Source organism: Rubellimicrobium aerolatum (assembly GCF_017872975.1).
In the GTDB taxonomy this organism is placed as follows: Bacteria; Pseudomonadota; Alphaproteobacteria; order Rhodobacterales; family Rhodobacteraceae; genus Rubellimicrobium; species Rubellimicrobium aerolatum.
In genome coordinates, this window is the sequence record NZ_JAGGJP010000001.1 from 245,399 (window position 1) to 270,502 (window position 25,104).

The 25,104-nt window shown below is 72.1% G+C and carries 21 protein-coding genes; 11 read left to right on the forward strand and 10 right to left on the reverse strand.

Annotated features, from left to right (window positions below):
• Positions 1 to 13: 13 nt before the first annotated feature.
• On the reverse strand, positions 14 to 1,039 hold the full coding sequence (dusA, locus tag J2Z33_RS01225) for a tRNA dihydrouridine(20/20a) synthase DusA (RefSeq protein WP_209837042.1): 1,026 nt from the start codon (positions 1,037 to 1,039) through the stop codon (positions 14 to 16).
• A 503-nt stretch (positions 1,040 to 1,542) separates the two neighbouring features.
• On the opposite strand from dusA, the gene J2Z33_RS01230 reads away from it, so the two are divergent.
• From J2Z33_RS01230 to J2Z33_RS01240, 3 genes are all read left to right on the forward strand, one after another.
• A complete protein-coding gene (locus tag J2Z33_RS01230; RefSeq protein ID WP_209837044.1) occupies positions 1,543 to 4,410 on the forward strand; it encodes a peptidoglycan-binding domain-containing protein in 2,868 nt (955 codons plus the stop codon).
• Positions 4,411 to 4,824: 414 nt separating this feature from the next.
• The gene (locus J2Z33_RS01235) at positions 4,825 to 5,196 is read left to right on the forward strand and encodes a hypothetical protein (protein WP_209837046.1); all 372 of its coding nucleotides are present in this window, start codon (positions 4,825 to 4,827) and stop codon (positions 5,194 to 5,196) included.
• Positions 5,197 to 5,472: 276 nt separating this feature from the next.
• The gene (locus J2Z33_RS01240) at positions 5,473 to 5,817 is read left to right on the forward strand and encodes a hypothetical protein (RefSeq protein ID WP_209837048.1); all 345 of its coding nucleotides are present in this window, start codon (positions 5,473 to 5,475) and stop codon (positions 5,815 to 5,817) included.
• A 15-nt stretch (positions 5,818 to 5,832) separates the two neighbouring features.
• Here the strand turns inward: J2Z33_RS01240 and J2Z33_RS01245 are convergent, their stop codons facing one another.
• The 3 genes from J2Z33_RS01245 to J2Z33_RS01255 form a co-directional block, all read right to left on the reverse strand.
• The gene (locus J2Z33_RS01245) at positions 5,833 to 7,158 is read right to left on the reverse strand and encodes an Nramp family divalent metal transporter (RefSeq protein WP_245218379.1); all 1,326 of its coding nucleotides are present in this window, start codon (positions 7,156 to 7,158) and stop codon (positions 5,833 to 5,835) included.
• A 557-nt stretch (positions 7,159 to 7,715) separates the two neighbouring features.
• Positions 7,716 to 8,810, reverse strand: a complete 1,095-nt coding sequence (aroB, locus tag J2Z33_RS01250; protein WP_209837050.1) for a 3-dehydroquinate synthase — start codon at positions 8,808 to 8,810, stop codon at positions 7,716 to 7,718.
• Positions 8,807 to 9,421, reverse strand: a complete 615-nt coding sequence (locus J2Z33_RS01255; protein ID WP_209837052.1) for a shikimate kinase — start codon at positions 9,419 to 9,421, stop codon at positions 8,807 to 8,809. The genes aroB and J2Z33_RS01255 overlap by 4 nt, the downstream gene beginning before the upstream one ends.
• Positions 9,422 to 9,565: 144 nt before the next feature.
• Between J2Z33_RS01255 and J2Z33_RS01260 the strand changes: the two genes are divergently transcribed.
• The 4 genes from J2Z33_RS01260 (at position 9,566) to J2Z33_RS01270 (ending at position 13,256) form a co-directional block, all read left to right on the forward strand.
• Positions 9,566 to 9,718 carry a hypothetical protein gene (locus tag J2Z33_RS01260; RefSeq protein WP_209837054.1) on the forward strand — a complete coding sequence of 51 codons (153 nt, stop codon included), beginning with the start codon at positions 9,566 to 9,568 and terminating at the stop codon, positions 9,716 to 9,718.
• Between the two features lie 2 nt (positions 9,719 to 9,720).
• Entirely contained in the window at positions 9,721 to 11,259 is a 1,539-nt protein-coding gene (locus J2Z33_RS18135) for a hypothetical protein (protein WP_245218381.1), read from the forward strand.
• Positions 11,256 to 12,209: a site-specific tyrosine recombinase XerD gene (locus J2Z33_RS01265; protein ID WP_342454100.1), complete on the forward strand. Its 954-nt coding sequence runs from the start codon at positions 11,256 to 11,258 to the stop codon at positions 12,207 to 12,209. The genes J2Z33_RS18135 and J2Z33_RS01265 overlap by 4 nt, the downstream gene beginning before the upstream one ends.
• A gap of 414 nt (positions 12,210 to 12,623) precedes the next feature.
• Positions 12,624 to 13,256: an invasion associated locus B family protein gene (locus J2Z33_RS01270; protein ID WP_209837058.1), complete on the forward strand. Its 633-nt coding sequence runs from the start codon at positions 12,624 to 12,626 to the stop codon at positions 13,254 to 13,256.
• 43 nt (positions 13,257 to 13,299) lie between these two features.
• On the opposite strand, the gene J2Z33_RS01275 is transcribed toward J2Z33_RS01270, so the two are convergent.
• Genes J2Z33_RS01275 through J2Z33_RS01290 form a run of 4 tightly spaced genes read right to left on the reverse strand, consistent with a single transcriptional unit; the run spans position 13,300 to position 17,520 of the window.
• The gene (locus tag J2Z33_RS01275; RefSeq protein ID WP_209837060.1) at positions 13,300 to 14,508 is read right to left on the reverse strand and encodes a beta-ketoacyl-[acyl-carrier-protein] synthase family protein; all 1,209 of its coding nucleotides are present in this window, start codon (positions 14,506 to 14,508) and stop codon (positions 13,300 to 13,302) included.
• Positions 14,508 to 14,765, reverse strand: a complete 258-nt coding sequence (locus tag J2Z33_RS01280; RefSeq protein ID WP_209837062.1) for an acyl carrier protein — start codon at positions 14,763 to 14,765, stop codon at positions 14,508 to 14,510. The genes J2Z33_RS01275 and J2Z33_RS01280 overlap by 1 nt, the downstream gene beginning before the upstream one ends.
• A gap of 30 nt (positions 14,766 to 14,795) precedes the next feature.
• Positions 14,796 to 15,878: a UDP-3-O-(3-hydroxymyristoyl)glucosamine N-acyltransferase gene (locus J2Z33_RS01285; protein ID WP_209837063.1), complete on the reverse strand. Its 1,083-nt coding sequence runs from the start codon at positions 15,876 to 15,878 to the stop codon at positions 14,796 to 14,798.
• Positions 15,879 to 15,909: 31 nt separating this feature from the next.
• On the reverse strand, positions 15,910 to 17,520 hold the full coding sequence (locus J2Z33_RS01290; protein ID WP_209837065.1) for a L,D-transpeptidase family protein: 1,611 nt from the start codon (positions 17,518 to 17,520) through the stop codon (positions 15,910 to 15,912).
• A gap of 297 nt (positions 17,521 to 17,817) precedes the next feature.
• On the opposite strand from J2Z33_RS01290, the gene mepK reads away from it, so the two are divergent.
• The 4 genes from mepK (at position 17,818) to J2Z33_RS01310 (ending at position 20,671) form a co-directional block, all read left to right on the forward strand.
• Positions 17,818 to 18,387, forward strand: a complete 570-nt coding sequence (gene mepK / locus J2Z33_RS01295; protein WP_209837067.1) for a peptidoglycan L,D-endopeptidase MepK — start codon at positions 17,818 to 17,820, stop codon at positions 18,385 to 18,387.
• A 170-nt stretch (positions 18,388 to 18,557) separates the two neighbouring features.
• Positions 18,558 to 19,454 (forward strand): SDR family oxidoreductase, encoded by an 897-nt coding sequence (locus J2Z33_RS01300; RefSeq protein WP_209837069.1) that lies wholly within the window; start codon positions 18,558 to 18,560, stop codon positions 19,452 to 19,454.
• Positions 19,455 to 20,051: 597 nt separating this feature from the next.
• On the forward strand, positions 20,052 to 20,312 hold the full coding sequence (locus J2Z33_RS01305; RefSeq protein ID WP_209837071.1) for a DUF6522 family protein: 261 nt from the start codon (positions 20,052 to 20,054) through the stop codon (positions 20,310 to 20,312).
• Positions 20,309 to 20,671: a YbaN family protein gene (locus tag J2Z33_RS01310; RefSeq protein WP_245218383.1), complete on the forward strand. Its 363-nt coding sequence runs from the start codon at positions 20,309 to 20,311 to the stop codon at positions 20,669 to 20,671. The genes J2Z33_RS01305 and J2Z33_RS01310 overlap by 4 nt, the downstream gene beginning before the upstream one ends.
• A 2-nt stretch (positions 20,672 to 20,673) precedes the next feature.
• Here J2Z33_RS01310 and J2Z33_RS01315 read toward each other — a convergent pair whose 3' ends face one another.
• Together J2Z33_RS01315 and J2Z33_RS01320 are read right to left on the reverse strand one after the other, a co-directional pair.
• The gene (locus J2Z33_RS01315; RefSeq protein ID WP_209837073.1) at positions 20,674 to 23,790 is read right to left on the reverse strand and encodes an efflux RND transporter permease subunit; all 3,117 of its coding nucleotides are present in this window, start codon (positions 23,788 to 23,790) and stop codon (positions 20,674 to 20,676) included.
• A 4-nt stretch (positions 23,791 to 23,794) separates the two neighbouring features.
• Positions 23,795 to 25,102, reverse strand: coding sequence for an efflux RND transporter periplasmic adaptor subunit (locus J2Z33_RS01320; RefSeq protein WP_209837075.1), 1,308 nt, complete (start codon positions 25,100 to 25,102; stop codon positions 23,795 to 23,797).
• Between the last annotated feature and the right edge of the window lie 2 nt (positions 25,103 to 25,104).

The window sequence follows — 25,104 nt, forward strand, 5'->3', positions numbered from 1 at the left end:
GAATTCTGGCCCGTCAGGCCGCGCGCCGGCCTTCCTCCTCGACCGCCGCGAGCGCCTTGAGAAGCACCCCGACCCCCGCGCCGGGGCGGTTCGCCTCCTCGGACAGGATGCGCCGCCAGCCCCGCGCGCCGGGCCGCCCGACGAAGAGGCCGAGCATGTGGCGTGTCACCTGATGGAGCCGCCCGCCTTGCGCGAGATGCGCCTCGATCTGGGGGATCATGGCGCGGGCGGCCTCCTCCGGCCCCGCGAGCGGCGGCGTCCCGGACCAGAGCCGGTCGGCCTCGCCCAGGATGTCCCAGGGCTGGTGGTAGGCCGCGCGCCCGATCATCACGCCGTCGAGGCCCTGCGCCAGCAGCGATTCCGCCTGCGCGAGCGTCTGCACCCCGCCGTTGAGCGAGACGTGAAGCTCGGGGAACCGCGCCTTCATCCGAAGGACGAGGGGGTAGTCGAGCGGCGGCACCTCGCGGTTCTCCTTGGGGCTGAGGCCCTGGAGCCACGCCTTGCGGGCGTGGATGGTGACGCGGCGCACCCCGACCCCGGCCACCGCGTCGAGGAAGCGCGGCAGCGCCGATTCGGGGTCTTGGTCGTCCACGCCGATGCGGCACTTGACGGTGATCTCGGCGTCGGTCGCCTCGCGCATGGCCCGAAGGCCCTCGGCCACGAGGTCCGGCTTCTCCATTAGCACCGCGCCAAAGCAACCCGACTGCACCCGGTCCGAGGGGCAGCCGCAGTTCAGGTTCACCTCCGGATAACCCCAGTCGCCCCCAATCCGCGCCGCCTCGGCCAGCTCGCGCGGGTCGGAGCCGCCGATCTGGAGCGCCACCGGCTGCTCGGCAGGCGCGAAGCCGAGGAGGCGCGAGCGGTCGCCGTGGAGGATGGCGGGGGCGGTCACCATCTCGGTGTAAAGAAGCGCGCGGCGGGACAGGACCCGGTGGAAGGCCCGGCAGTGGGTGTCGGTCCAGTCCATCATCGGCGCGACGGACAGGCGAGACGCCTTGCCGTCGTGGAGATTTCGCAGGTTCTGGGCGGTGTCGGTCATGGCGGGGGCCTGCGGATCTGCTCTTGTTCTCGTCGGTTCCGGCGGGTTCCTGCCTCGCGGCGGCTACGGAGTAGCCGGAGCGAGGAGGCGTGCAATCGTCCTGGGCATCATCACGAAGCGGACGGGCCGCGACGGATCGACCGGATATACGGCGCAGGTGAAGGTCTGGCGAGGGGGCAAGGTCGTGCATTCGCAGGCCGCGACCTTCGACCGCGAGTCCCCCGCCCGTGCGTGGATCAGGCGCAAGGATGCCGGGCTGGCGCAGCCCGGCGCGGCGGAGGCGGCGAAGCGGCCCAAGCCGCAGGTCGGCGGAGCCCGTGGCAGGGCCGGCCAGGACCGACGCCGATCAAGGCCAGAGACCAGGCGCGCCTGCCTTCCTTGGCGGAGACGCGGGAAAACCCTTCCGCCTGGGCGCGGCCGATCCCATGACGCTCCTCCCGGAGATCGTATTGACGCTGGGGCAAGTTGGTTCGTAACCTTCCGATGTCGAAGGGGGATCGGACATGGGCGTGCGACTGGTGCTCCCGAGCTGCCTGCTGGCGCTCGGAGTGACGACCGCAGCGGCGGCGGATGACTTGGAGCGCATCCTCGGGCTCGGATTGCGGGCGATCATCGAGACGCAGCGACTCCAGCAGGCCGCGCCTTCGGCTCCGTCCGCCGCATCGCCCGCGCGCCAGACGGCCCCGCGCGCCGCCCGTGCCTCCTCTCCCGCCATCGCACTTGCCCAGGAGCGGCTCAACGCGCTGGGTTACGACGCGGGCCCGCCCGACGGGCAGGCCGGACAGCGCACCCAGGCGGCGATCGCCCGCTGGCAAGCCGACCAGGGGCTCCCCGCCACGGGCATGCTGACCGACGTGGAAATGGCCCGGCTCGCCGGCGGCGTCGGGGGAGCCGCGCCCGCGCCTCCCGCCGAGGTGCTGCCTCGGGACGAGATGGCGAGGCTCCAGCTCGCCTTGCGGTCGCTGGGCTACGACGCCGGGACGGCCGATGGCGTGGCGGGGCGGCGGACCGGGCAGGCGATCGCGCGGTTCCTGACGGACCGGGGCCTCGACCCCTACCAGACGCCGATCCGTCAGGCGCAGTCGCTGATCGTCGCGGCGGCCGGCGAAGGCTCCACGGCGCCACAGGCCGGCAACGCCCGGCCAGGGTCACGGACTGCGGGAAGCATCCCCGTGAACCTCCCGCCCATGCTCGAGGTCGGGCAGGACCCCGCCTCGGGCGCGGCCATGGCGGGCGGGGCGGTGGTGGTGAGCCAGGATCCCTGGATCTTCGATGGCAGCCCTGGCGACGACGACGGCACTGAGGCGCAGCGCGGGGCGCTATCGCGCCTGGTCCTCCTCTACGCGCTGAAGGGCAACCCCGGCCTTCTCGACGATCCGTCCTCGACCCTCGACTTCGCGCGCCTGCTGCCGCGCGCCGAGATCGAGCCCTTCGTCTCCTCCGGCCCCCTCGGCGGGCAGGGCGGAGCCTTCGACTGGAGCGGCGCCGGGTGGCGCGGAGCCACGCAGTTCGCGGCCGAGGACAGTCGGCAGGCCTTCCTTGCGGCCTTCCGCGACGATCTCATGAGCCGGGCCGCAGCCGCGCCGATGACCCTCCTGGACGTGAGCGAGATCGGGTTCGGGCCCTATGACGTGGCCAACGAGGTCCTGGCCCTGGAGGTGAGCCGGGTGCCGGGCGGCTGGTGGGAGCAGGGCGGAGCGGAGGTCGATTTCGACCTGTCCACCACCGGCGCCCTTCCGACGCAGTGGCATCTACCCCCGGCCGAGGCGCGTCGCGCGATCGAGGCCGCCGTGGCGGGGTTCCAGGCGGACAAGTCGCTTCGGAAAGTCTGGGAGCATCCTGACTTCGATCCGAACGGAAGCGAGCAGCCCGCGCGCGGAATCGTCCTGACCCGGCTGGAGGTGCGCGGGCTCCGCCCGATCGACGGCGGTATCCTCCTTGAGCTGGAGGCCACCGAGGCGGTGGTCCACGACGGCCTGAGCTCCTGGAACGAGATCGGGCGGCTGCCGATCGAAAGGGCGGCCTCGGTCTTCGATGGGCCGCCGGTCCTCGACGCCTTGTGGCCCCGGTTGTGGCGGGCCGGCGCGGACCCGGCCCTTCTCGACGACACGTCCTTCGTGTCCGAGACCTTCGCCATCCGCCGCGACCAGGAGACGGCGCTGGCCACGAGGTCGGACGCGCCGCTCACCAGCTTCCCCCTGGTCGTCTCGCCGGCGCTTCTCGGCTCGTATCTCGACCCCACGGCCGGGGACCTCGCCCGGATGCGGGACTGGATCGCCGCGCAGTCGCAGAGCCTGCCGAACCGGGTGACCGTTCCCGGCCTGTCCATGCACGCCGCGCAGGAGGTGGCCGAGTTCGACCCGATGGAGTCGCTGCGGCTCAGCGGCGCGCCGGAGGCCGGACGGCAAGGCTGGGAGAGCGCCCCCTTGGCCGCGGCGCAGGCGATCCTCCCCGACAGCCTCGGCTTCGTGCCGATGGGCTCGGGCCGCCATGCGACGGCCGTGGTGGCGATGCATCCCCATCCAGCCTGGTATGGCATCCCCCTTCCCTTCGTGCCGACCCAGGACCGGGGCGACCTGACGCTCGACGTGCTGGCGGCCACGCTGGAGACCGATGCCACCGGCGCGCCCTTTGTCCTGCTGGACGTCGCCCCGGCGTCGCTGGCGTGGCAGCGACGGGACGAGTCCGGCGCGGTGGCGGAAACCGGCGTGATCGAGATCGCGGCCCCCGCCCCCATGTCGGTCCCGGCCGAGGACCCCGCCTGGGACGTGGCCGGCGTGCGGCTCGGGATGCCGCTGGCCGAGGCCGAGGCCGCGGCGCTGGCCTTCATCGGCGGGACGGCGGATCGTCATGTCAGCGATGGCGAGGACCCGGCCCTGGGCCATCGCGTCCAGTTGACCGCGACAGGGGGCGGCGAGATCGTCGTCCTGTTCCACGATCCGGCCAGCGCCGGCTCTCCGGTCACGGCGGTCGGCCGCCGGGTCTTTCCGCCGTCGGCCGGTGGCCTGGAGGCTGCGGTCGCTCAGGTCCGCCCCTCCCTGGAGGCCAAGTACGGCCTGGCCTCCGGCACCGGCCGGAACGAGCCCTTCGTCCTCTTCTGGGCAGTCGATCCCCTGGTGCTCCTGCGGCTGACCGAAGGGCTCGATCACGATGACCCCTGCTCGCTCCGGCGCACGCTCGTCAACTACCTTGACTGGGGCATTGTCTCGCTCGAAACGGCGCCCGACGGACCCGACTGCGGTCCGATGCTCGGGGTCATGATCTCGGACGGCGCGGTGGACCAGTTCCTGACCGACACCGGGCTTTTCGCACCCCTCCACGCCCGCGCCGCCGCCGAGGCGGAGCCCCCCGCACCCGCCATCAAGTTCTGAACCCGAGATCCCCACGCCCGCCACCCCGTCTGCTGGCCCCTTGGGCGGCCAAGATCGCGGCTTTGCGCGACGGCATCGCATTTCGCGAACCATCCCGGACGGCGATTCGGGACGGGGCCGTCGTCGGCCTGCCTCGAAGGCAGGCCATGGCACGAACGACCTACGTCTGTTACCGATGCGGTGCACGACCCCATCCGTCATCAAGCAGGCGGCGTTCGCCCCGGAGGCGGCTGGCGTGACATCGACGTTGCGCCCTGCGGCCGGAGCGCAGATCCCGGGCCGGTCGCAGGGCCGGTCTCCGCCCGGACCACGGGCTTCAGCACGTCCCGCCCGCAACCCAGGCCGGCGCCACGTTTACGAAATCTTAGCTTCGATGCGCTATCGCCTGATTCGAAGCGGTTCGGGGTTCTCGCGATGGCGCAGGTTATCGATCTCACGACGTGCCGGGCCTGGCATCTCGCCCAGGCCTTCCGGTCGGCCTACGAAAGGCAGGCGGCCTTGATGGGCCAGATGGGCCTGCCCTGCCAGAGTCTGACACCCTCCCGCTCGGGAGACTACATCCTGGCCGACCTCGCAGCCTGCAGGACCGTAGCCACCTCCCTCCCCCGCCTCGGCCTGTCCGGACCCGTCCTCCAGCGGCTGCGGCAGGAGGACGCGCAGACCTTCTCCCTGCTGAGCGAGGCGACGCGCGCCTACGACCTGTCGCCCGCCCTGCGGGCGGAGCTGGGACGCATCGCCGTCGAGTCCTTCGACCAGCTCCGGGCGGTCCTGGTCGAGGCCGCCTGATTCCCAGGCGGCGCCGGGACCTTGCAGAAGCCAACCAGGGTCGGTCCTATACGGCGCGCGCCGAGCCGCGGGTTAACTTTTCCTAAAAGCGGAAGAAGAAAGCGGGCGCTAGGCGAGCGGTAACCAAAGACCTCGGCCCGCGCATCGCATAGCTGGGAAGGCAGAGGAACACACGAGGTCCCGATGAGCCATCCCTCCTCGACGCATCCGGCCGCCTTCGCCGCGCCTCGTCCCCCGGGCCCGCTCCGTTCCGGGGCGCGTCGGTCGGGTCCGTCCGTGGCGATCGGGCTCACGCTGGCCGGCCTGGGGCTGCTCGCCTGGGTCGCCAGCGGCGCGCCCAATCCCTTCGACGGTCGCCCGCCCCCGGTGCCGGAGGTCCGGCTGATCCTCGACCGCGCCGCCGAGGACGGCATCTACGCCTACGACGGCGTCAGCGCCGCCGCGAGCCTGCCCGCGCGCGAGCTCCTCGAGGGGCATTACGTGATGACGACCACCGAGCCCAGGCTCGATGCCAGGCCGGATTTCCTGGTCAAGCTGCCCTCGGCCGGGGAATGCGTCCGCTACGCGCGCGTCCTGGCCGACCTGAACGCCGACGTGGGCTTCTGCGAGCCTTTGTTCTGATCGCGGCGCGCGGCCTCAGCCAAGGGCGAAGTCCGACAGCAGCTTGACGTTGAGCCCGATGATGAGCGCGGCGATGAGGGCGCAGACGGCGGTCAGCCAGCGCGGGGCCACCAGCTCGCCCATCTTGGCGCGGGACGCCGTGAACATCACCAGCGGCACGATGGCGAAGGGGAGCTGGAAGCTCAGGACCACCTGACTGAGGATCAGGAGCCGCCCGAGCTCGCCGCTCCCGTACCAGAGGATCACCGCCACGGCCGGCACGATGGCGATGAGTCGCGTCGCCAGCCGCCGCGCCCAGGGCGCGATGCGCCATCGGAGGAACCCTTCCATCACGATCTGCCCCGCCATCGTCGCGGTGACGGTCGAGCTGAACCCGCAGCAGACCAGCGCCACCCCGAACAGGACCGGCGCGAGCGAGGAGCCCAGGAGAGGCTCTAGCAGGACATGGGCGCGGTCGATCTCGGCCACGTCCGAAAGGCCGTTCGCGTGGAAGGTGGAGGCCGCGAGGATCAGGATCGAGGCATTGATGGTGAGGGCGAACATCAGCGCCACGGTGGAATCGGTCGTGGCGAGCCGCAGCGCCTCGCGCCGGCCCGCCGGGTCCTGCGTCCAGGCGCGGGTCTGCACGATGCCGGAATGCAGATAGAGGTTGTGGGGCATCACCGTGGCCCCGATGATGCCGAGCGCGAGGTAGAGCATCTGGTCGTTGAGCACGATCTCGCGCGTGGGGGCGAAGCCCGCGATGACCTGCGACCATTCCGGGTCGGCGAGCGCGATCTGGATGGCGAAGCAGGCGGCGATCACGCCCAGGAGGCCGATGATGATGGCCTCGACGTAGCGGAAGCCGCGGCTCTGGAGCCAGAGAATGAGGAACACGTCGCCGGCGGTGATGAAGACCCCGATCTCGAGCGGGATGCCGAACAGGAGGTTGAGGCCGATGGCCGTCCCGATCACCTCGGCGAGGTCGGTGGCGATGATGGCGAGCTCGGCCAGGATCCACAGAGGGGCCGAGACCCAGCGGGGGAAGGCGTCGCGGCAGGCCTGCGCGAGATCGCGGCCCGAGGCGACGGCGAGGCGGGCGCAGAGCGACTGGAGCAGGATCGCCATGATGTTGGACAGCAGCGCGACGAACAGGAGCGCATAGCCGAAGGCCGCCCCCCCGGCGAGCGAGGTCGCCCAGTTGCCCGGGTCCATGTAGCCGACCGCCACGAGGTAGCCCGGCCCGGCGAAGGCCAGGACGCGGCGCAGGGGCGTGCCGCCCAGGCCGACGGCGACCGATCGGTAGACCTCGGACAGCGGGGGGGCCGAGCGCTCCTGGCGCCAGCCGTTCATCAGGGACATGGGGCGGCCTTTGCGAATGACTTGCATGTGCAAGGATGTCGGGCACGGGGACGGGATGTCAACCGCCTGCCCACCCGCGCGAGCCGTCGCCCGGCCGGGGCGCGATGGTGCGAAGGTCGCCGGGTTGGGGTCTTCCGGTCCCCACGCGACAGTCAACGGGACGACGCCCGCAGGCCCCCTGGGCGGGATGGACGTTCTCCCTTCCGGTCGGCGCGTGCTGACGGGCGCGCATGGCGGTGCCGTCGATCATCGGGCCTGGTTGCGGCGATCGATGGTGAGCGCCACGAGCACGCGCTCCCCTGCGCCGGCATGGCCCCGCCGGCCGAAGCGGCTATGCGCCGTCGGCCATCGACCATGGCGCCCCGACCGCAGCACCCACAGGCAGCCGTCAACAAGTCAGCGGTCGGCCAATCCCGTGTGGCCCGGGTCCCCGGCCTTGCCCGGCCGCATCAGGCTCGATTCGCCCCGCACGACCGCCATTCATCCGCCCCGCGCCCCACCACGGAGCCGCATCGCCAGCTCTCCACCGAACCGGCAGGCCCGGCTGTCGACCCCGCCTAGCCGTTGGCCAGGACGCCGGTCACAGCTTCGGTCGGCACGTCGTCGGCGACGAACGCCCGGCCGATGCCGCGCGCCAGGATGAAGCGGAGCCGGCCGCCCACCGCCTTCTTGTCCTGGGCCATGAGCCGGAGCAGGCCCTCGGGGCCGGGCAGGTCGCCCGGCACGTCCCGCAGCGCCGCCTTCATGCCCATCGCCCGCAGGTGCGCGCGCACCCGCGACGGCTCCTCCTGCGGGCAGAGGCCGAGGTGGGAGGAGAGGTCGAAGGCGAGGCCGAGGCCGATCGCCACCGCCTCGCCATGCAGGAGGCGGTCCCCGTAGCCGGTCGCGGCCTCCAGCGCGTGGGCGAAGGTGTGGCCGAGGTTCAGGAGGGCACGGTCGCCCTCCTCGGTCTCGTCGCGCATGACGATCTCGGCCTTCATCTCGCAGGAGCGGCACACGACGCGGTCGAGCGCGGCGGCCTCGCCCGCGAGGATTCCGGGGCCGTGCGATTCCAGCCAGTCGAAGAAGGCGGCGTCGCCGAGGAGGCCATACTTCACCACCTCGCCGTAGCCCGACAGGAAGTCCCGGCGCGGCAGCGTCGCGAGGAGGCCGGTGTCGGCCAGGACCAGCACCGGCTGGTGGAAGGCGCCGACGAGGTTCTTGCCGTGCCGGGTGTTGATGCCGGTCTTGCCGCCCACCGACGAATCGACCTGCGCGAGGAGCGTCGTCGGAACCTGCGCGAAGCGCACCCCGCGCCGCAGGATCGCCGCAGCGAAGCCCGCGAGGTCGCCGATGACCCCGCCGCCCAGCGCCAGCACGAGGTCGCCCCGCTCGACCTTCCGCTCCAGGAGCCAGTCCACCGTGCGCGACAGGTGCTCCCAGTCCTTGGTGCCCTCGCCGGGCGGCAGCGCCAGCGCCTCGGCGTCGATCCCGTCGCGGGCCAGCGCGTCCCGGAGCCGCGGCCAGTGCAGCTCCGCCACGCGGGCGTCGGTGACGATGGCGACGCGGGGACGGCGCAGGAACGGGCGCAGGTGGACGGCGGCGCGGTCGAGGAGGCCGGCGCCGATCTCAATGTCATAGGCCCGGCCGGGCAGGTCCACGCGGACGGTCATGTGGTCTCCAGGATGTCGGGACGGGTGGCGAGGACGGCAAGCGCGCGGTCGGCGGTCTGCTCGATGGAGAAGCCCGGCTCGGTGCGGACGCGCAGCTCGGCCAACTGGTAGACCGGGACGCGCTGGCGATAGATCTGCGCGAGCGTCCCGCGCGGATCGGGGGTCCGCAGCAGGGGCCGCGAGTCCTTCTGGCGCACCCGGTCCCAGAGGAGGTCGAGGTCGGCGTCGAGCCAGAGCGCCGCCCCCGCCCGGGCGATGGCCGCGCGGTTGCGCTCGGCCATGAAGGCGCCACCACCGGTGGACAGGACCGCCGGCGGCCCGGCCAGCAGGCGGGCGATCACCTCGGCCTCGCGGTCGCGGAAGAAGGGCTCGCCGTCGCGGGCGAAGATCTCGGGGATGGTGGCCTGCGCCGCCTCCTCGATGGCGGCGTCGCTGTCGAGGAACGGCACGGCCAGCCGGGCGGCGAGCGCCTTGCCCACGGCGGTCTTGCCCGATCCCATCATCCCCACGAGCGCCACGGACCGGCGGAGGCGCGGCCCCGCAGGCTCCCGCGCCGGCGGCTCGGGCGCGCGTCGGCGCGCCGGGTTCCTGATCGTCTCGCTCCCTGGCATCCGTCGGGCCGTCCTGTGGCGCGCGACCCCGGAGCCGTTCGCCGATTTCGCTCTCGTCCTGCCCTAATGGGGTGTAGTCCGGAAAAAGGCCATATATAACCCGACCGGCGGCGAAGGATCGTCGCTGGGGGAACGGACGGGACGATGTGGCGACTGATCAAGGTTCTGCTGGTCCTGGCGATGCTCGCCGGGATCGCGCTGATAGGCTATGCCTATCTGGGGCCGCTGGTCCTGCCGGGCGACTTCGCGCCGCCGCTGCGCGAGGTCACGCAGCCGCTCGACCTGGACCTCGACTGAGGATGCGCCGCGCCGCGCCGGCCGCCCTGGCAGCCCTTGTCGCGCTGGCCACGCCTGCCCAGGCGCAAGACAGGAGCGAGCCTCTCTCGGCCATCGACTGGCTGTCGCGCAGCGTCGAGGACACGCCTGCCCCGATCGTCGCGCCACGGCCCGCCGAGCCGCCGGTGGCGTCCCGGGCGGAGCCGCCGGGCGTCACCGTCGCGCCTCTGGACGGCGCCCAGCCCGCCACCGGCATCCTGCCGCCCGACGTGACGGGCCTGCCGGCCGACCTGTGGTCGCGGAGCGATCCGGTGACGCTGATCCAGCTCATCCGCGCCGAGCAGGTCGAAACGCTGCCCGCGCTGCAGGATCTCCTCGTGACCCTGATGCTGGCCGAGGCCGCGCCGCCCGCCGGCGACGGGGGCGGCGCGCTCTTCCTCGCCCGGGTGGACAAGCTTCTCGACATGGGGGCGCTGGAGGGCGCCCAGTCGCTGCTCGAGTCGGGCGACCTTCTCGACCCGCAGGTGTTTCGGCGCTGGTTCGACGCCTCGCTCCTGCGCGGCACCGAGGCCGAGGCCTGCGAGCTGCTGCGGGAACATTCGTCGCTGGCGCCGACCCTGCCCGCGCGGGTCTTCTGCCTGGCGAGGAACGGCGATTGGAACGCCGCCGTCCTGACGCTGAACGGCGCGCGGGCGCTGGGCGACGTGACGCCGGACGACGACGCGCTGCTGACCCGCTTCCTCGATCCCGAGCTCGCCGAGCCCGACGGCCTGCCGCCGCCATCCCGCCCGAGCCCGCTCGTCTACCGCCTGCGGGAGGCGGTGGGGGATCTCATGCCGACGACCGGACTGCCGCTGGCCTTCTCGCACGCCGACCTGCGCGACACCGTGGCCTGGCGCGCGCAGATCGAGGCGGCCGAGCGGCTGGCGCGGCATGATGCGCTGTCCGAGAACGTGCTGCTGGGCATCTACACCGCCCGCGCCCCGGCCGCGTCCGGCGGGGTCTGGGACCGGGCCGCGGCGGTGCAGGCGCTCGACGCGGCGATCCTGTCGGGCGACCGGGCGGCGGTGGCGGCGGCGCTCGGGCCCGCCTGGGCGGCGCTCGGGCCCGTCGCGCTGGAGGTGCCCCTCGCCCGGCTGTTCGGCGGGGACCTCCTGAAGCTGCGGCTCGACGGCCCGGCGGGGGCGCTGGCCCATCGCGTGGCGCTGCTGTCCCCGGCCTACGAGGCGGCGGCTCGGACGCGCGAGCCGGCCAGCGCCCAGGAGAGGATATGGCGGGCCGTCGCCACCGGAGAAACGGAGGGCGTCGAGGGTGTCGATGCCCGCAGCTCCGCGGTCCTGGCCGGGTTCGGCGGCGCCGCGCCCTCCTCCGCCCTGGCCGAGACGCTGGCCGGCGGGCGGGTGGGCGAGGCCCTGCTCCGCGCCATCGCCGCGTTCCAGCAGGGGCTCGACGGGGACCACCAGGCCGCCGCCGAGGCCATCGCCGCGCTGCGCGCGGCGGGTCTGGAGGACTACGCCCGCCGGGCGGCGCTCCAGTTCCTGCTGCTGGAGGACCGGGCGTGAGCTCGGCCCGCTGGGTCGGGGCCTTTCTCGACTCGCTCTCTGCCGAACGCGACGCCGCGCTCAACACGCGGCTGGCCTATGCCCGGGATCTCGCGGCCTTTTCGGACTGGCTCGGGCGGCAGGGGCGCGACCTTGCCACGGCAGGCGCCCCCGAGGTGGACGCCTATCTCGTGGCCTGCGAGGCCGAGGGCCTGTCCAGGGCCACGCGGGCGCGCCGGCTGTCCGCGATCCGGCAGCTCTTCCGGTTCGCACAAGAGGAGGGCTTCCGCGCCGACAACCCCGTCCTGCGGCTGGCCGGCCCGGGACGCGAGCGCCGCCTGCCCGGTACGCTCGATCTGCGCGAGATCGAATCGCTCATCGCCGCCGCCCGCGCGACCCCGCGCGACGCGGTTCGGAACGCCTGCCTGCTGGAGCTGCTCTATGCGACGGGGATGCGGGTCAGCGAGCTGGTGTCGCTGCCCGTCGCGGCGGCGCGGGGCGACCCCAAGGTGGTGCTCGTGCGGGGCAAGGGTGGGAAGGAGCGGCTCGTCCCCCTGTCGCCACCGGCGCGCGAGGCGCTGCGGGACTGGCTCGGGGCGCGCGACGCCGCCGAGGCGGAGCGCCCGGAGGGCCGCCCGGCGTCGCGGTTCCTGTTCCCGTCGCGCGGGGCGGCGGGGCACCTGACTCGTCAGGGCTTCTTCGCCCTGCTCAAGGACCTGGCGCTCCGGGCCGGGGTGCCGGCCGACAGGGTCGCGCCCCACCGGCTCCGGCACGCCTTTGCGACCCACCTGCTGGCGGGCGGGGCGGACCTGCGGTCGATTCAGGCCATGCTTGGCCATGCCGACATCGCCACGACCGAGATCTACACCCATGTCCTCGACGAGCGGCTGTCGGAGCTGGTGCTGACCCGCCACCCGCTGGCGGACGATCCGAAATCGTCGCCCGACGCGGATCGCTCAACCGATCCTTAACCTCCGTCTGCGATGGTGGATGCATCCGATGCCAGGGCTTGGGCGCCCAGGGGTCGGCTCTCCTCCCTGTCGGACTGGCCGCGTCCTTGGACGCGGCCTTTTTTCCGGTCGGGCCCGAACGCGGCTCGGGCGCCCGCGCCCCATCCGGCACGCCCCCTGGCCGGGAGCCGCCGATTCGGATCTGCGCGACTTGGAGGCTCCCGCTCGAAAGCCGTTGACGGGTTTTTGGCCTTGCCCTAACGTTCCGTCGAAAGCTGGCCAAGTCCGGCAGGGAGAGAACGGGAAAGGGGTGCGACCGCGCGCCCCTTTTTCATGTGATAGCCCCATTGCGCGGATTCGGGCGAGGGCCCCTGACACCGCGCCCGCCCCGTGCTAATCGGCCGCGACGCCACATCTCGGAACGGACACGGCACGATGTCGATCACGCTCAAGTCACTGCCCCTTCTCGCTCTCCTCGCTTGGGCGGCCCCACTCGCCGCGCAGGAGGCTCCCGCTGACGCGCCGGCCCAGGTGCCGGCCGCCGAAGGCGCCGCCCCCGCCGCCGGCCTCGACATGGGCGAGCCGGCCGCCCCGGGCGAGCCCCGCGTCGGCGAGGCCTATACCCGCGAGACCTTCGGGGAGTGGGCGCTGCGCTGCCTCAAGGCCGAGGAAGGCCCCGATCCCTGCCAACTCTATCAGCTCCTCAAGGACGAGGACGGCAACAACGTCGCCGAGATCAGCATGTTCCCGCTGCCCGAGGGCCAGCGCGCCGCCGCCGGCGCGACCATCGTGGCCCCGCTTGAGACGCTGCTGACCGAGGAGCTGACCCTGTCGGTGGATGGCAATGCCGCCCGTCGCTACCCCTTCACCTTCTGCAACCGCGCCGGCTGCGTGGCGCGCGTGGGCTTCACGCAGGAGGAGCTCGACCAGTTCAAGGCGGGCAACGCGGCCCAGCTCTCCATCGTGCCGGCCGCCGCGCCGGACCAGACGGTGAACCTCGCGATTTCGCTCTCGGGCTTCACGGCCGGTTTCGACAGCAGCTCGGTCCCGGCTCCGGCGCAGGAATGACGGCCCCGGAGCGGGAGCCGGCCTCGGCGGGCTTCCGCTCCGATCAGGCGGCCCTGAGCGCCAGCACGGCGTTCAGACCGCCGAAGGCAAAGGCGTTGGACAGGCAGGCCGAGATCCTGGCCTGGCGCGCCGCGTTCGGCACCACGTCCAGCGGGCAATCCGGGTCGGGCGCTTCGTAGCCGATGGTGGGCGGCACCACGCCGTCGCGCAGCGCCGACAGGCAGGCCAGCAGCTCGATCGCGCCGGTGCCGCCGATGACGTGGCCATGCATCGCCTTGGTCGAGGACACCATCAGCCGCCCGGCGTGGTTGCCGAAGGCTCCGGCAATGGCCTCGCACTCCGTCCGGTCGTTGGCCGCCGTCCCGGTGCCATGGGCGTTGACGTAGCCGACCTGATCGGCGTCGAGGCCTGCGTCGGCCAAAGCCAAGCGCATCGCCCGCTCCGCCCCTTCGACGGACGGGAGGACGATGTCACGGGCGTCCGCCGTCATGCCGAAGCCCGCCACCTCGGCCAGGATCTCGGCCCCACGGGCCGCTGCCCGGTCCCAGTCCTCGAACACGAAGACCGCCGCGCCCTCGCCCTGCACCATGCCGCTGCGGGTCGCGCTGAACGGGCGGCAGGCGTCGGGCGACATGACTCGCAGTCCTTCCCAGGCCTTGAGCCCGCCGAAGCAGAGCATCGCCTCGGACCCGCCGGCCAGCATCACGTCGGCCATCCCCGACCGCACCATCTGGAAGGCGAGACCCATCGCGTGGTTCGAGGAGGCGCAGGCCGAGGCCACGGTGAAGGTTGGCCCCCGCAATCCGTGCGCCATGCTCACGGCGCTGGAGGCGGCGTTGCCCATAAGGCGCGGCACCACGAAGGGATGGACGCGGCTCCTCCCCTCCTCGTAGACGGCGCGATAGCTGTCGTCGATGGTTCCCAGCCCGCCGCCGCTGTTGCCCAGGATCACGCCGGCCTGCAGCCCAAGCTCGCCTTCGAAGCACAGGCCCGAGGTCGCGACAGCCTCCTCGGCGGCGATCAGGGCGAACTGCGTGAAGCGGTCGTAGAGCGCAGCCTGCTGCCGTCCGAACCGCGTGCTTTCGTCGTGGTCGCGGACCTGCGCGCCGATGCGTATAGACAGCCGCTCCACGTCGCGGATGTCGAGCGAGCCGATCCCGCAGACTCCCTCGCGCATCGCGGCGAGAGTGGACGGCACGTCGTGGCCCAGGGCGTTGATCGTCCCTGCGCCGGTGATGGCGACGCGGCGCATCAGGCCCGCTCCGCCACCAGCCGCTCGACCGCGCCCAGGATGCGGCCCACCGAGGAGATGTCGAACTCGCTCGCCTGCGGGTCGTTGGCGTTGAAGGGGATGCGGATGTCGAGCGCCTCCTCGATGGCGAAGATGCTCTCGACGACGCCCAGGGAGTCGATGCCGAGGTCGCCCAGCGTCATGTCCTCGCGCACGTCGGAGGGCTGGAGGAAAGCCTGCTCGGCGATGATCGCGATGACGCGCTCGCGCGTGTCCATGGAAGTCCCCGATGCCTGACGGCGCCTGACTTAGCCGTCCTTGGGTTGCTTTGAAACCCCTGCGGCAAGGTCGCGCAGGATGCGGGGCAAGCGGCGGAGCGCCTTGTAGCTCTCGATCTGCTGGTCGATCCGGGTCGCCGGATAGCCCATCATCACCCGGCCGGAGGGCACGTTCGACAGGACGCCAGTGTTGCCGGTCAGCACCACGTCGTCGCCCACGGTAAGGTTGTCCCCCACCCCGGCGCGACCGCCCATCACCACGCGATCGCCGATCACGCTCGACCCAGCGACGGCGGCTTGCCCGCAGAGAAGGCAGTGCTGCCCAATGACGACGTTGTGGGCCACCATCACCAAGTTGTCGATCTTGGTGCCGTCGCCCACCCGCGTCGGCCGGATCGTCCCGGCATCGATGGTGGAGCAGGCCCCCACCTCCACGTCGTCGCCGATCACCACCCCGCCCAGCGAGTGGATGCGGTGCCAGCTCGGGTCCTCAGGGACCGGGATTGGCCCTTTGCCCAGGGTCTCGCGTGCGATCTCCACATAGGCGGGCTCACGGGTCACGAAGGAGAAGCCGTCGCCGCCGATCACCGCGTTGGGCTGGAGGATGGCGCGAGCGCCGATGGTGACGCGGCGGTTCAGCCGGACGCCGGCGTGGACGACACCCTGCGAGCCGATGCGGACCCCCTCCGCGACCGTCACCTGCGGACCGATGCAGGTGCCATCGCCGATCTCTGCTCCCGCGGCGATGATCGTGAGAGGACCGATCCCGACGCCCTCGCCCAGCCGGGCGGTCGGGTCCACGAAGGCCGACGGATGGATGCCGGGAGGGAACGGCGGCTCGTCGAGGAGTTGCGTGAGGCCCGCCATGGCGAGCCGCCCGCGCGGCGCGAAGACCGCCGCCTCCAGCCCCAGCGCGCGCCAGTCCGCGCCGGGCCAGACCAGTGCCGCCCGGGCGCGTCCCTGCCCCAGCGCCTCGCCCCACCTGGGCGACAGGGCCATCGCCAAGTCGCGGGATCCGGCCGCTGCCGGCTCGGCGGCGCCATCCACCTCGATGCGAAGGTCGCCCTCGGCCTCGGCCCCCAGGGCCTCGGCGATCTGCGCGATGGTCGGCATGGGCGGCCCTCCTGGCGTGGTCGTCGGGGTTCTAGCCCCGGAGCGGCGCGGCCTCCACCCCTTCCACCTCCAGGGCCGCCCAGATCCGGCCGTCGCGGCCGTAGACGTCGCGCCGGAACTGGAGCCCGCCCCGCACATTCGTGAACGCCGTCCGGTACTCGAGGTGGACCGGCACCGGCTGGTCGAGGTTCACCCGGGTCTCCGCGCCGCTCCGCAGCTTCTCGTCGAACAGGGCCTCGGGGTCCCGGACCTGCCGCGCGAGGAGGTGGCGGGCGAAGCCGCGCGGGTCGGCGAGGCGGATGCAGCCGTGGCTGAAGGCCCGCGTCTCGCGCCCGAACAGGTCCTTGGCGGGCGTGTCGTGCAGGTAGATGTTCCAGGGGTTGGGGAACATGAACTTGACGACGCCCAAGGCGTTCGACGGCCCGGGCGGCTGGCTCATGGCGTAGGGGAAGCTCGAAGCCGAGTAGGCCGAGAAATCCACCGATCCCCGGTCGATGACACGGCCCGACGAATCGGTGATCCGCAGGTGCCCCGCCGCGTTCGGGTTGCCGCGAAGCTGCGGCAGGTATTCGTTCACGATGATCGACCGGGGCACGAACCAGCTCGGGTTCACGACCATGAATTGCATGAGGTCCGAGAACTCGGGCGTCTGCCGGTCGTCGGCGGTGGCACCGATCACCGCGCGGGTGCGGAAGGTCGGCACGTCGTCATCCATGATGGCCGCCGTGAAGTCGGTCAGGTTCACCCAGACATGGCGCGATCCGCGCGGCGCGGCGTTCCACCGCTCCCGCTCCAGCGCCACGAGGACGCTGCGGAGGCGGTCGGTCGGGGAGGCGTTGACCTCCCGGAGCGTCCCCTCGCCCGCCACGCCGTCGGGGGCGAGGCCATGGTCGGCCTGGAATTGCCGGACGGCGGCCGTCAGGCCCGCGTCGTAGCGCGCGCCCGCCGTCGGCCGGAGCCTGCCCATGTCGATCAGCCGGTCGCGCAGCGTCCGGACCGCCGCGCCGCTCGCGCCGGGCTCCAACTTGCCGATCGGCACCTCGGGCCCCCAGCCGCCTGCCGCGATCCGTTCCTCCAGGGCCGCCTTCTCGCGAAGGAGGCGCGCGTATTCCGCCGTGGTGGGCGCGAGGCCGCGAAGGAAGGCCACCGGCTCCTCCTCGGGGAAGACGGTGATGACGGCCAGCGGATCGGCGGCCAGCACCTCGCGCTTGATGTGATCCTCTACCTTGGATGGCACCAGCATCCCTGCATTGAGGTCTCCCGCGAGCCGCAGGAAGGCGCGGCTCATCTCCACCTCGGCATGGCCCTGCTCGCGCGGGGTCGCGGCGGCGCGCAGGGTCCTCACCAGCGCCTCGGGATCGTGGCGCCGGACCCCCAGGCCGTGGACCGGCGCCTCGGCCATGGCAGCCAGCAGCGCGTTGCGGCGGGCCACGTCGCGGCCGTCGCTGCCCGTCCAGATCCCGTCCAGCCCACGGGCGCGGTAGAAGGCGGCCAGGACCTCGTCCCGGGCCGCGGCCTCGGCCACGCCCTGCTGGAACCCCGTCGCGAGGGCCAGCGCCGAGGCCGGCGCGGCCGGGAGGATGGCGGCCAGCGCCCCGGAGGAGAGCCCGGCGAGGAATCGGCGTCGGGAGGGGACGAGCATCGGGGCCTCGTTCGTTCGGGAGGGTCGCAACCGGAGAATAGTCCGGGACGCCCCGTCCCGCCACAACGTCCCGGCGACCCGGAGCCGGAAGGGTCGGCCAATCTGCAACAGGTGTGGCTCTCCTGCTAGTTGAGCAAATTCCTGCCGAATGGGGATTTCGTTAAGGATCTTGTGGCAGTCTCTCCTTGGTCGCCCGGGCGACTCATGCCATAGTCGTGAGGCATCTGAAACAAGATGACCAAGAATGCCCAAGAAACATGGGCTTATAACATAGGCGACGGGACAGGCGCTGGCGGTATGGACAACATCGGCTCTTCGGGCATCTCTCGGCGTGCGCTCCTGGGCGTGTTCGCCGCCACGGCGGTTACGGCCGCCCCGACCCTCTCCAAAGCGGCGGGCCTCGTGCGCGGGGCGGGGGACGTGCGGCGCATCCGCATGTATTCCGGCCGCACGGGCGAGAGGATCGACACCATCTACTGGATCGATGGCGACTACATCGCCGAGTCGGTGCGCGAGATCAGCATGTTCATGCGCGACTGGCGCAACGGGCAGGCGGTCGCCATCGACACCCGCACGATCGACATCATGGCCGCCTCGCACAACCTCCTCGACGTGGGCGAGCCCTACATGCTCCTCTCGGGCTACCGCTCGCCACAGACCAATTCGATGCTGCGCTCCAACTCCTCGGGCGTGGCGCGCAACTCCTTGCACATGCGGGGCCAGGCGGCCGACCTCCACCTCGACTCGCGGTCGGTGAATCAGATCGCCCGGGCTGCCATGGCCTGCCAGGCGGGCGGCGTCGGGCGCTACAGCGGCTCGGGCTTCGTCCACATGGACTGCGGCGACGTGCGCCACTGGGGAAGCTGAGCGCCCGTTTCCTTCCAGACCCACCACGATCTCCAGCCCGGCCCCGCGCGGCCGGGCCTGTCCCAGCGGCGGCCCGCCTCCCGGATGCAACCGATCCGGCCCAGACCCGTTGTCTCCCGTCCAAGCCGCCCCGGGCCCATACCCGCCGCGCGCCAACGAGGAGATCGACCATGGCCGACGACCGCCTGCGGATGCAGGACCCCCGCGAGCAGTATCCCAAGCCCCCCTTCCCCGAGCAGCCGCAGCCCGTTCCCGGCCTCGCGCGCGAGATGACACCCAAGCCCGACCACGGCGAGACGAGCTACAAGGGCTCGGGCAAGCTCGTGGGTCGCAAGGCCCTCATCACTGGCGGTGATTCAGGGATCGGCCGCGCGGTGGCCATCGCCTATGCCCGCGAGGGCGCGGACGTCGCCCTTTCCTACCTCCCCGACGAGCAGCCCGACGCGGACGAGGTGATCCGCCTGATCGAGGCAGAGGGTCGCAAGGCCGTGGCGCTGCCGGGCGACGTGACCGACGAGGCCTATGCGAGGGGCGTGGTGCGGGAGGCGGCCGAGAGGCTCGGCGGCCTCGACGTCCTCGTGATCAACGCCGGGCACCAGCAGGCCTACGAATCGCTCGACAAGATTACGACCGAGGACTTCGACGAGACGCTCAGGACCAACCTTTACGCGCTGTTCTGGATGGCACAGGAGGGGGCGAGGCTGCTGCCTCCCGGCGGCGCGATCGTCACCACCTCCTCGATCCAGGCCTACGAGCCCTCGACCGCGATCATGCACTACGCCATGACCAAGGCGGGGATCGTCGCCTTCACCAAGGCGCTCGCCACCGAGCTTATCGAGAAGGGCATCCGCGTGAACTCGGTCGCGCCGGGGCCATTCTGGACCGCGCTCCAGCCTAGTGGTGGCCAGATGCAGGAGAAGATCCCGCAGTTCGGCGCCCAGTCCAAGTTCGGCCGCCCCGGCCAGCCGGTGGAGATCGCGCCGGTCTATGTCCTGCTCGCCTCGCAGGAAGGCAGCTACATCACCGGCGAGGTCTATGGCGTGACAGGGGGAGAGGGGATCGCCTGAGGGGACCGATTGGAGCCGACGCGGCGTCCGGCATCGCGGACGCCGCCCCCTTCCGAGGCTCCGAAGGGGATCAGCCGATGTGAAGGTCGCGGGCCGGATCGACTCGGGCGACTGGACCCCGAGATGCGTGGCGAGGCTGATCCCCGCCGCCCGCACGATGGCGTCGAGCGGCAAGGCGTCAGCCCCTCCCAGCGGGGCTGGCATCGCCGCTCCGAGACTTCGGCGAGGCCCAGGAACACCGGAGCAGCGATGCCAACGAGGATTGGCGTGGGCCATCCCGCCGGCCGGGCCAGCGCGAGCGGCGGCAGGGATGGGCCGTGCGAGTGGCCCGGCGATGGGCGGCACCACCGACCCGCGCACGACGAACAGGAGCTTTCAGGGGCGGGGCCCGTTACGGACGATCATGGCGTTTCCCCCCTTGCAGCGGATCGGGGCGGGGGTTCCGTAGCGGCGCCCGGCGGCAGTCAAGCTATCGGCGCAAGCCATCGGCGCAAGGATACCCTGTCCGGCCGCGTCATGCCTTGACGCCGCCTTCCGTCCCGGGCGAGGTCGCCGGAGGCCCGGCCCCGGCCGGCCGGGCAACGCAGCGGGACCAGGATGCGACTCGAGCCACGACCGGACGGAGGCTTCGTCATCGACGCCGAGGACCTCGGCCCCCTTCTGGGCCTGGACCCGTCCCGGGTGCCCGGGCTCATGCGCGAGGGCCGGATCGTCCACCGGTTCGAGACGGGCGAGGCCGAGGACCGGGGCCGCTTCCGGCTCACTTTCGTCCATGGCGCGACGACCCTCCGGCTCGTCCTCGCCACCGACGGCACGGTGCTGGAGCAGAGCCGCATCCTTGGGGCGCCAGCGCCATGACTCCGATGCGCCTCCTCTGGACCGCCCTGGGCTATGTGGCGCTGACGCTCGGGATCATCGGAGTGGCGCTGCCCGTCGTGCCGACGACGCCCTTCATGATCCTGGCGGCCTTCGCCTTCGGCAAGGGTTCGCCCCGGATGCGCCGATGGCTGGAGCGGAACCGCCACTTCGGCCCGGCCATCCGGGACTGGGAGACGCGCGGCGCGATCCGGCCCCGGCACAAGGCTGTGGCCTGCCTCCTGATGAGCGGCTCGCTGATCGGCGCCGTCCTTCTGGCTCTGCCGCCGGCGGTTCTGGCGGTGCAGGCGGTGGCCCTGGCGGGGGCCGCCGCCTTCATGCTGACCCGCCCCTCGGCCTGACCCTACTCGGCCGGCTGCGGCGCGGCGACCGCCCGGCCCCCCGTCACCCGTCGCAGGACGACGTAGAAGGCCGGGACGAGGAAGATGCCGATGAAGGTCGCCGCCAGCGTCCCGCCCAGCACGCCGATGCCGATGGCGTTTTGGGCCCCTGCCCCCGCCCCGGTGGCGAGCGCCAGCGGCGTCACCCCCAGCATGAAGGCGATGGAGGTCATCAGGATCGGCCGCAGCCGCAGCCGCGCCGCCTCGATGGCCGCCTGCGCCGCGGTCCGCCCCGCCGCCTCCAGGTCGCGGGCGAACTCCACGATCAGGATGGCGTTCTTGGCCGCGAGGCCGATGGTCGTGAGCAGGCCCACCTTGAAGTAGACGTCGTTCGACTGCCCGAACGCCCATGCGGCGACCAGCGCGCCCAGCACCCCCACCGGAACCGACAGCATCACCGAGAAGGGGATCGACCAGCTTTCATACAGCGCGGCAAGGCAAAGGAACACCACGAGGACCGACAGCGCATAGAGGTACGGCGCCTGGTTGCCTGACTGCCGTTCCTGGTAGCTGAGGCCCGTCCAGGCCACGCCCCAGCCGCCGCCGAGGTCGGCCACCAGCTCCTCCATGACGTCCAGCGCCTCGCCCGAGCTGGTGCCCGGCGCCTCGGAGCCGTCGATGGACAGCGCCGGACGCCCGTCGATGCGCGACAGCGTCGGCGCGACCGGCGCCCAGGACGTGGTGATGAAGGAGGAGAAGGGCACCATCTCGTCGCTGCCGTTGCGGGCGTACCAGCCCTCGATGTCCTCGGGCTGCATCCGCGACCCAGCCTCGCCCTGCACGATCACCGGCCGCAGGCTGGACCCGAGCGTGAAGTCGTTGACGCTCTCGCCCGAGAAGATCACCGACAGCATGGCGTTCACCTGCGGCACCGAAAGGCCGAAGCTCTCGGCCTTCTGCTGGTCGATGTCGATGCGGAGCGCGCTCTCGTCCTCGGTTCCCGAGGCGCGGACGCTCTCGACCCGGCCATCGGCCTCGGCGATCTCCACGAGCCGCTCGGCGGCCTCGCGCAGCGCGACGGTGCCGGCCCCGGTCTGGTCCACCAGATACATCGAGAACCCCGACGAGTTCCCGAGCCCCTGGATCGCCGGCGGCTGGATGAAGAAGACCCGGCCGGCCCGATGCGAGCCGAACCGCGCGTTGGCCCGCTGCGCGACCGCCGCTGCCGACAGCTCGGCGTCGGCCCGCTCCTCGAAGTCCCTCAGCTTCACGAAGACCATGGCGCGGTTCTGCCCCGTGCCCTGGAAGCCGAAGCTGAGCGCGGCGAAGGTCGATTCCACCGCCTCCGCCTCCTCGGTCAGCAGGTAGTCCTCGATTTCCCGCACCACCGCCGCCGTCTGCGCCGTGGTCGCCCCCTCGGTCAGGTTGATCTGCGTCATCAGCACGCCCTGGTCCTCGGACGGCAGGAACGAGCTCTCGATCCGCCCGTAGATCATCCAGGCCCCCGCGCCGATGCCCCCGAGCACGAGGAGCGCCACGACGGGCCAGGCGACGATCCGGCGCACCGCCGCGGCGTAGCCTCCGGTCGTCGCGTCGAAGCCCCGGTTGAACAGCCGCGCGGGCAGGAAGCCCCGGCCGTGCTTGGGCCGCCGCAGGAACGAGGCGCAGAGCGCCGGCGTCAGGATCAGCGCCACCGCCGCCGAGAGCAGCATGGCCGAGATGATCGTGACCGAGAACTGCCGGTAGATCACGCCTGTCGAGCCCGGGAAGAAGGCCATGGGCAGGAACACCGCCGAGAGCACCAGCGCGATGCCGATCAGCGCGCCGGTGATCTGTCCCATGCTCTTCTCGGTCGCGGCCAAGGGGTCCAGCCCGTCCTGCTCCATCACGCGCTCGACGTTCTCGACCACGACGATGGCGTCGTCCACGAGGAGGCCGATGGCCAGCACCATGGCGAACATCGTCAGCGTGTTGATGGAATAGCCCAGCGCCGCCAGGACCGCGAAGGTGCCCAAAAGCACGACGGGCACTGCGATGATGGGGATCAGCGTCGCCCGCCAGTTCTGGAGGAAGACGAGGATCACCAGGAACACCAGCGCGATGGCCTCGATCAGCGTGTGCTCCACCTGCTCGATGGACAGTTCCACGAAAGGCGAGGTGTCGTAGGCGTAGCGCACCTCGACCCCGTCGGGCAGCGCCGCCTGGACGCCCGCGATGGTCTCGCGCACCGCCGCCGCCGTGTCCACGGCGTTGGCCCCGGTGGCGAGGTTCACGCCGAAGCCCGCCGCCGGCAGGCCGTTGAAGCGGGAATCGCCGCCATAGCGCTCCTGCCCGATCTCCACCCGCGCCACGTCGCCCAGGTAGACGGTGCCTGTGTCGTCGCCGGACTTGACCTGGATGCCCTCGAACTCCTCCACGGTCGATAGCTGGCTCTGCGCGGTGATCGTGGCGGTGAACTGCTGCCCCGGCACCACGGGCTGCGTGCCCAGCGCGCCAACCGAGACGGTGGTGTTCTGCGCCTCGACCGCGTCCACGATGTCGGCGGGGGTGAGCTGATATTGCACCAGCCGCAGCGGATCGAGCCAGATCCGCATCGCGTAGCCCGAGCCGAAGACGTTGATCCCGCCCACGCCCTCGGTGCGCGTCACCGGCCCCTCGACCGAGGTGGACAGGATGTCGCCGAGCTGGAGCGTCGTGTAGCGACCGTCCGTGGATACCAGCGACCCCACCAGCAGGATCGAGGAGGTGGAGCGCGAGACGGTGACGCCGTTCTGCTGCACGGCGTCGGGCAACCGCCCCTCCACCTGCTGGACGCGGCTCTGCACCTCGTTCTGCGCGTCCGGCCCGTCGATGCTCTCGTCGAAGGTGAGCGTGATGCTGGCCGACCCCTCGCGCGAGGAGGAGACGGTGTAAAGGAGCCCGTCGAGCCCGGTGAGCCCGTCCTCGATCACCTCGGTCACTGAGTTCTGCACCGCCTCGGCGGTCGCGCCGGGATAGGAGGCCGAGATGCGGATCGTCGTCGGCGCGATGTCGGGATACTGCGACACGGACAGGGTGGTGAGGGCGAATGCCCCCGCCAGCATCGTCACGATGGCCAGCACCCAGGCGAAGACCGGCCGGTGGATGAAGAACAGCGCCATGCCCTCACTCCCGCGAGGTCGAGGAGGAGGTAGTGGCGGCGACCGGCCGGGTCGCACCGGCGGCATCCGCCCGCTCGACGGGCTCGCCCTCGGCGGCGGCCTGCGGCGCCTCCCCGGCGGTCGCGGGCGGCGCGTCGCCGCCCCCCTCGGGCGTCAGCTCCTGCACGACGCCGTCCCCGCCGATGACGACCGGGACGGTCGCGATCTCGGCCCCATCGCGGAGATCCCGCAGGCCGTCCACGATCAGGAGGTCGCCCGGCTCCACCCCCGAGTCGGTCACCCAGGCGTTGCTGTAGGTGCCGCTGGTCGTCAGCACGACCTGCCGCGCCACGCCGTCCTCGGCCAGGAAGGCCGTCAGCTCGCCGCTCGCCGCGCGGGACGTGGCGCGTTGGGGCACGAGGATGCCCTCGCTGGTCCCCAGCGTGACCTCGACCCGGAGGAACTGCCCGGGCAGGATCAGGTGGTCGGGGTTGGGGAACTGGACCCGGTAATCGACCGTCCCCGTGGTGGTGGAGACGGTGGTCCCAGGCGTGACCAGCCGGCCCTCGCCCTCGTAGATGTCGCCCGTCTCCAGCACGAGCCGCATCCCGAGCTCGTCGCCCACCGCGAGGGTGCCCTGCGCGATCTGCTCGCGCACGCGCATCATCCGCGCGCTCGACTCGGTCACGTCCACGTAGATCGGGTCGAGCCGCGTCACCGTGGCCAGCGCCTCGGCCTGGTTCGCCGTGACCAGCTCGCCCACCGAGACGGCGGCCACGCTGGGAATGCCGTCGATGGGGCTGCGGATCTCGGTCCTCTCCAGGTCGAGTTGCGCAGTCTGGAGCGCCGAGCGGGCCGAGGCCAGCGTCGCCTCGGCCTGCGACAGCGCGGCCTCGGCCGTCTCTCGGTCGGCTTGGCTGATGGCGCTGCCCTCCAGCGTCCGGTAGCGCTCCACCGTGGCGCGGGCGGTCTGGACGCCCGCCTCGGCCCCCGCGACCGTCGCCTCGGCGGCGGCGACCTCGGCGAGGTAGCTGTCGTCCTCGATGCGGAACAGCGGATCACCCACGGCCACGGCCACGCCGGGCCGATAGGCGACCTCCTCGATGACGCCGCTCACCCTCGGACGGATGTCGGCGTCCTCGAAGGCCACGGCCCGGCCCGGCAGCGTGACCGAGACCGGCACCTGATCGGACGCGAGCGCGACGACCCCGACCTCGGTCGGCCCGTCCGTCCCTCCGCCGGGCGGACCGCCGCCCTGCTGCGCGCCGGCCGCGCCGGCGGACAGGAGAAGGAACGATGCCAGCGCGGCGCGCAGGACCTGGATTCGACCCATCG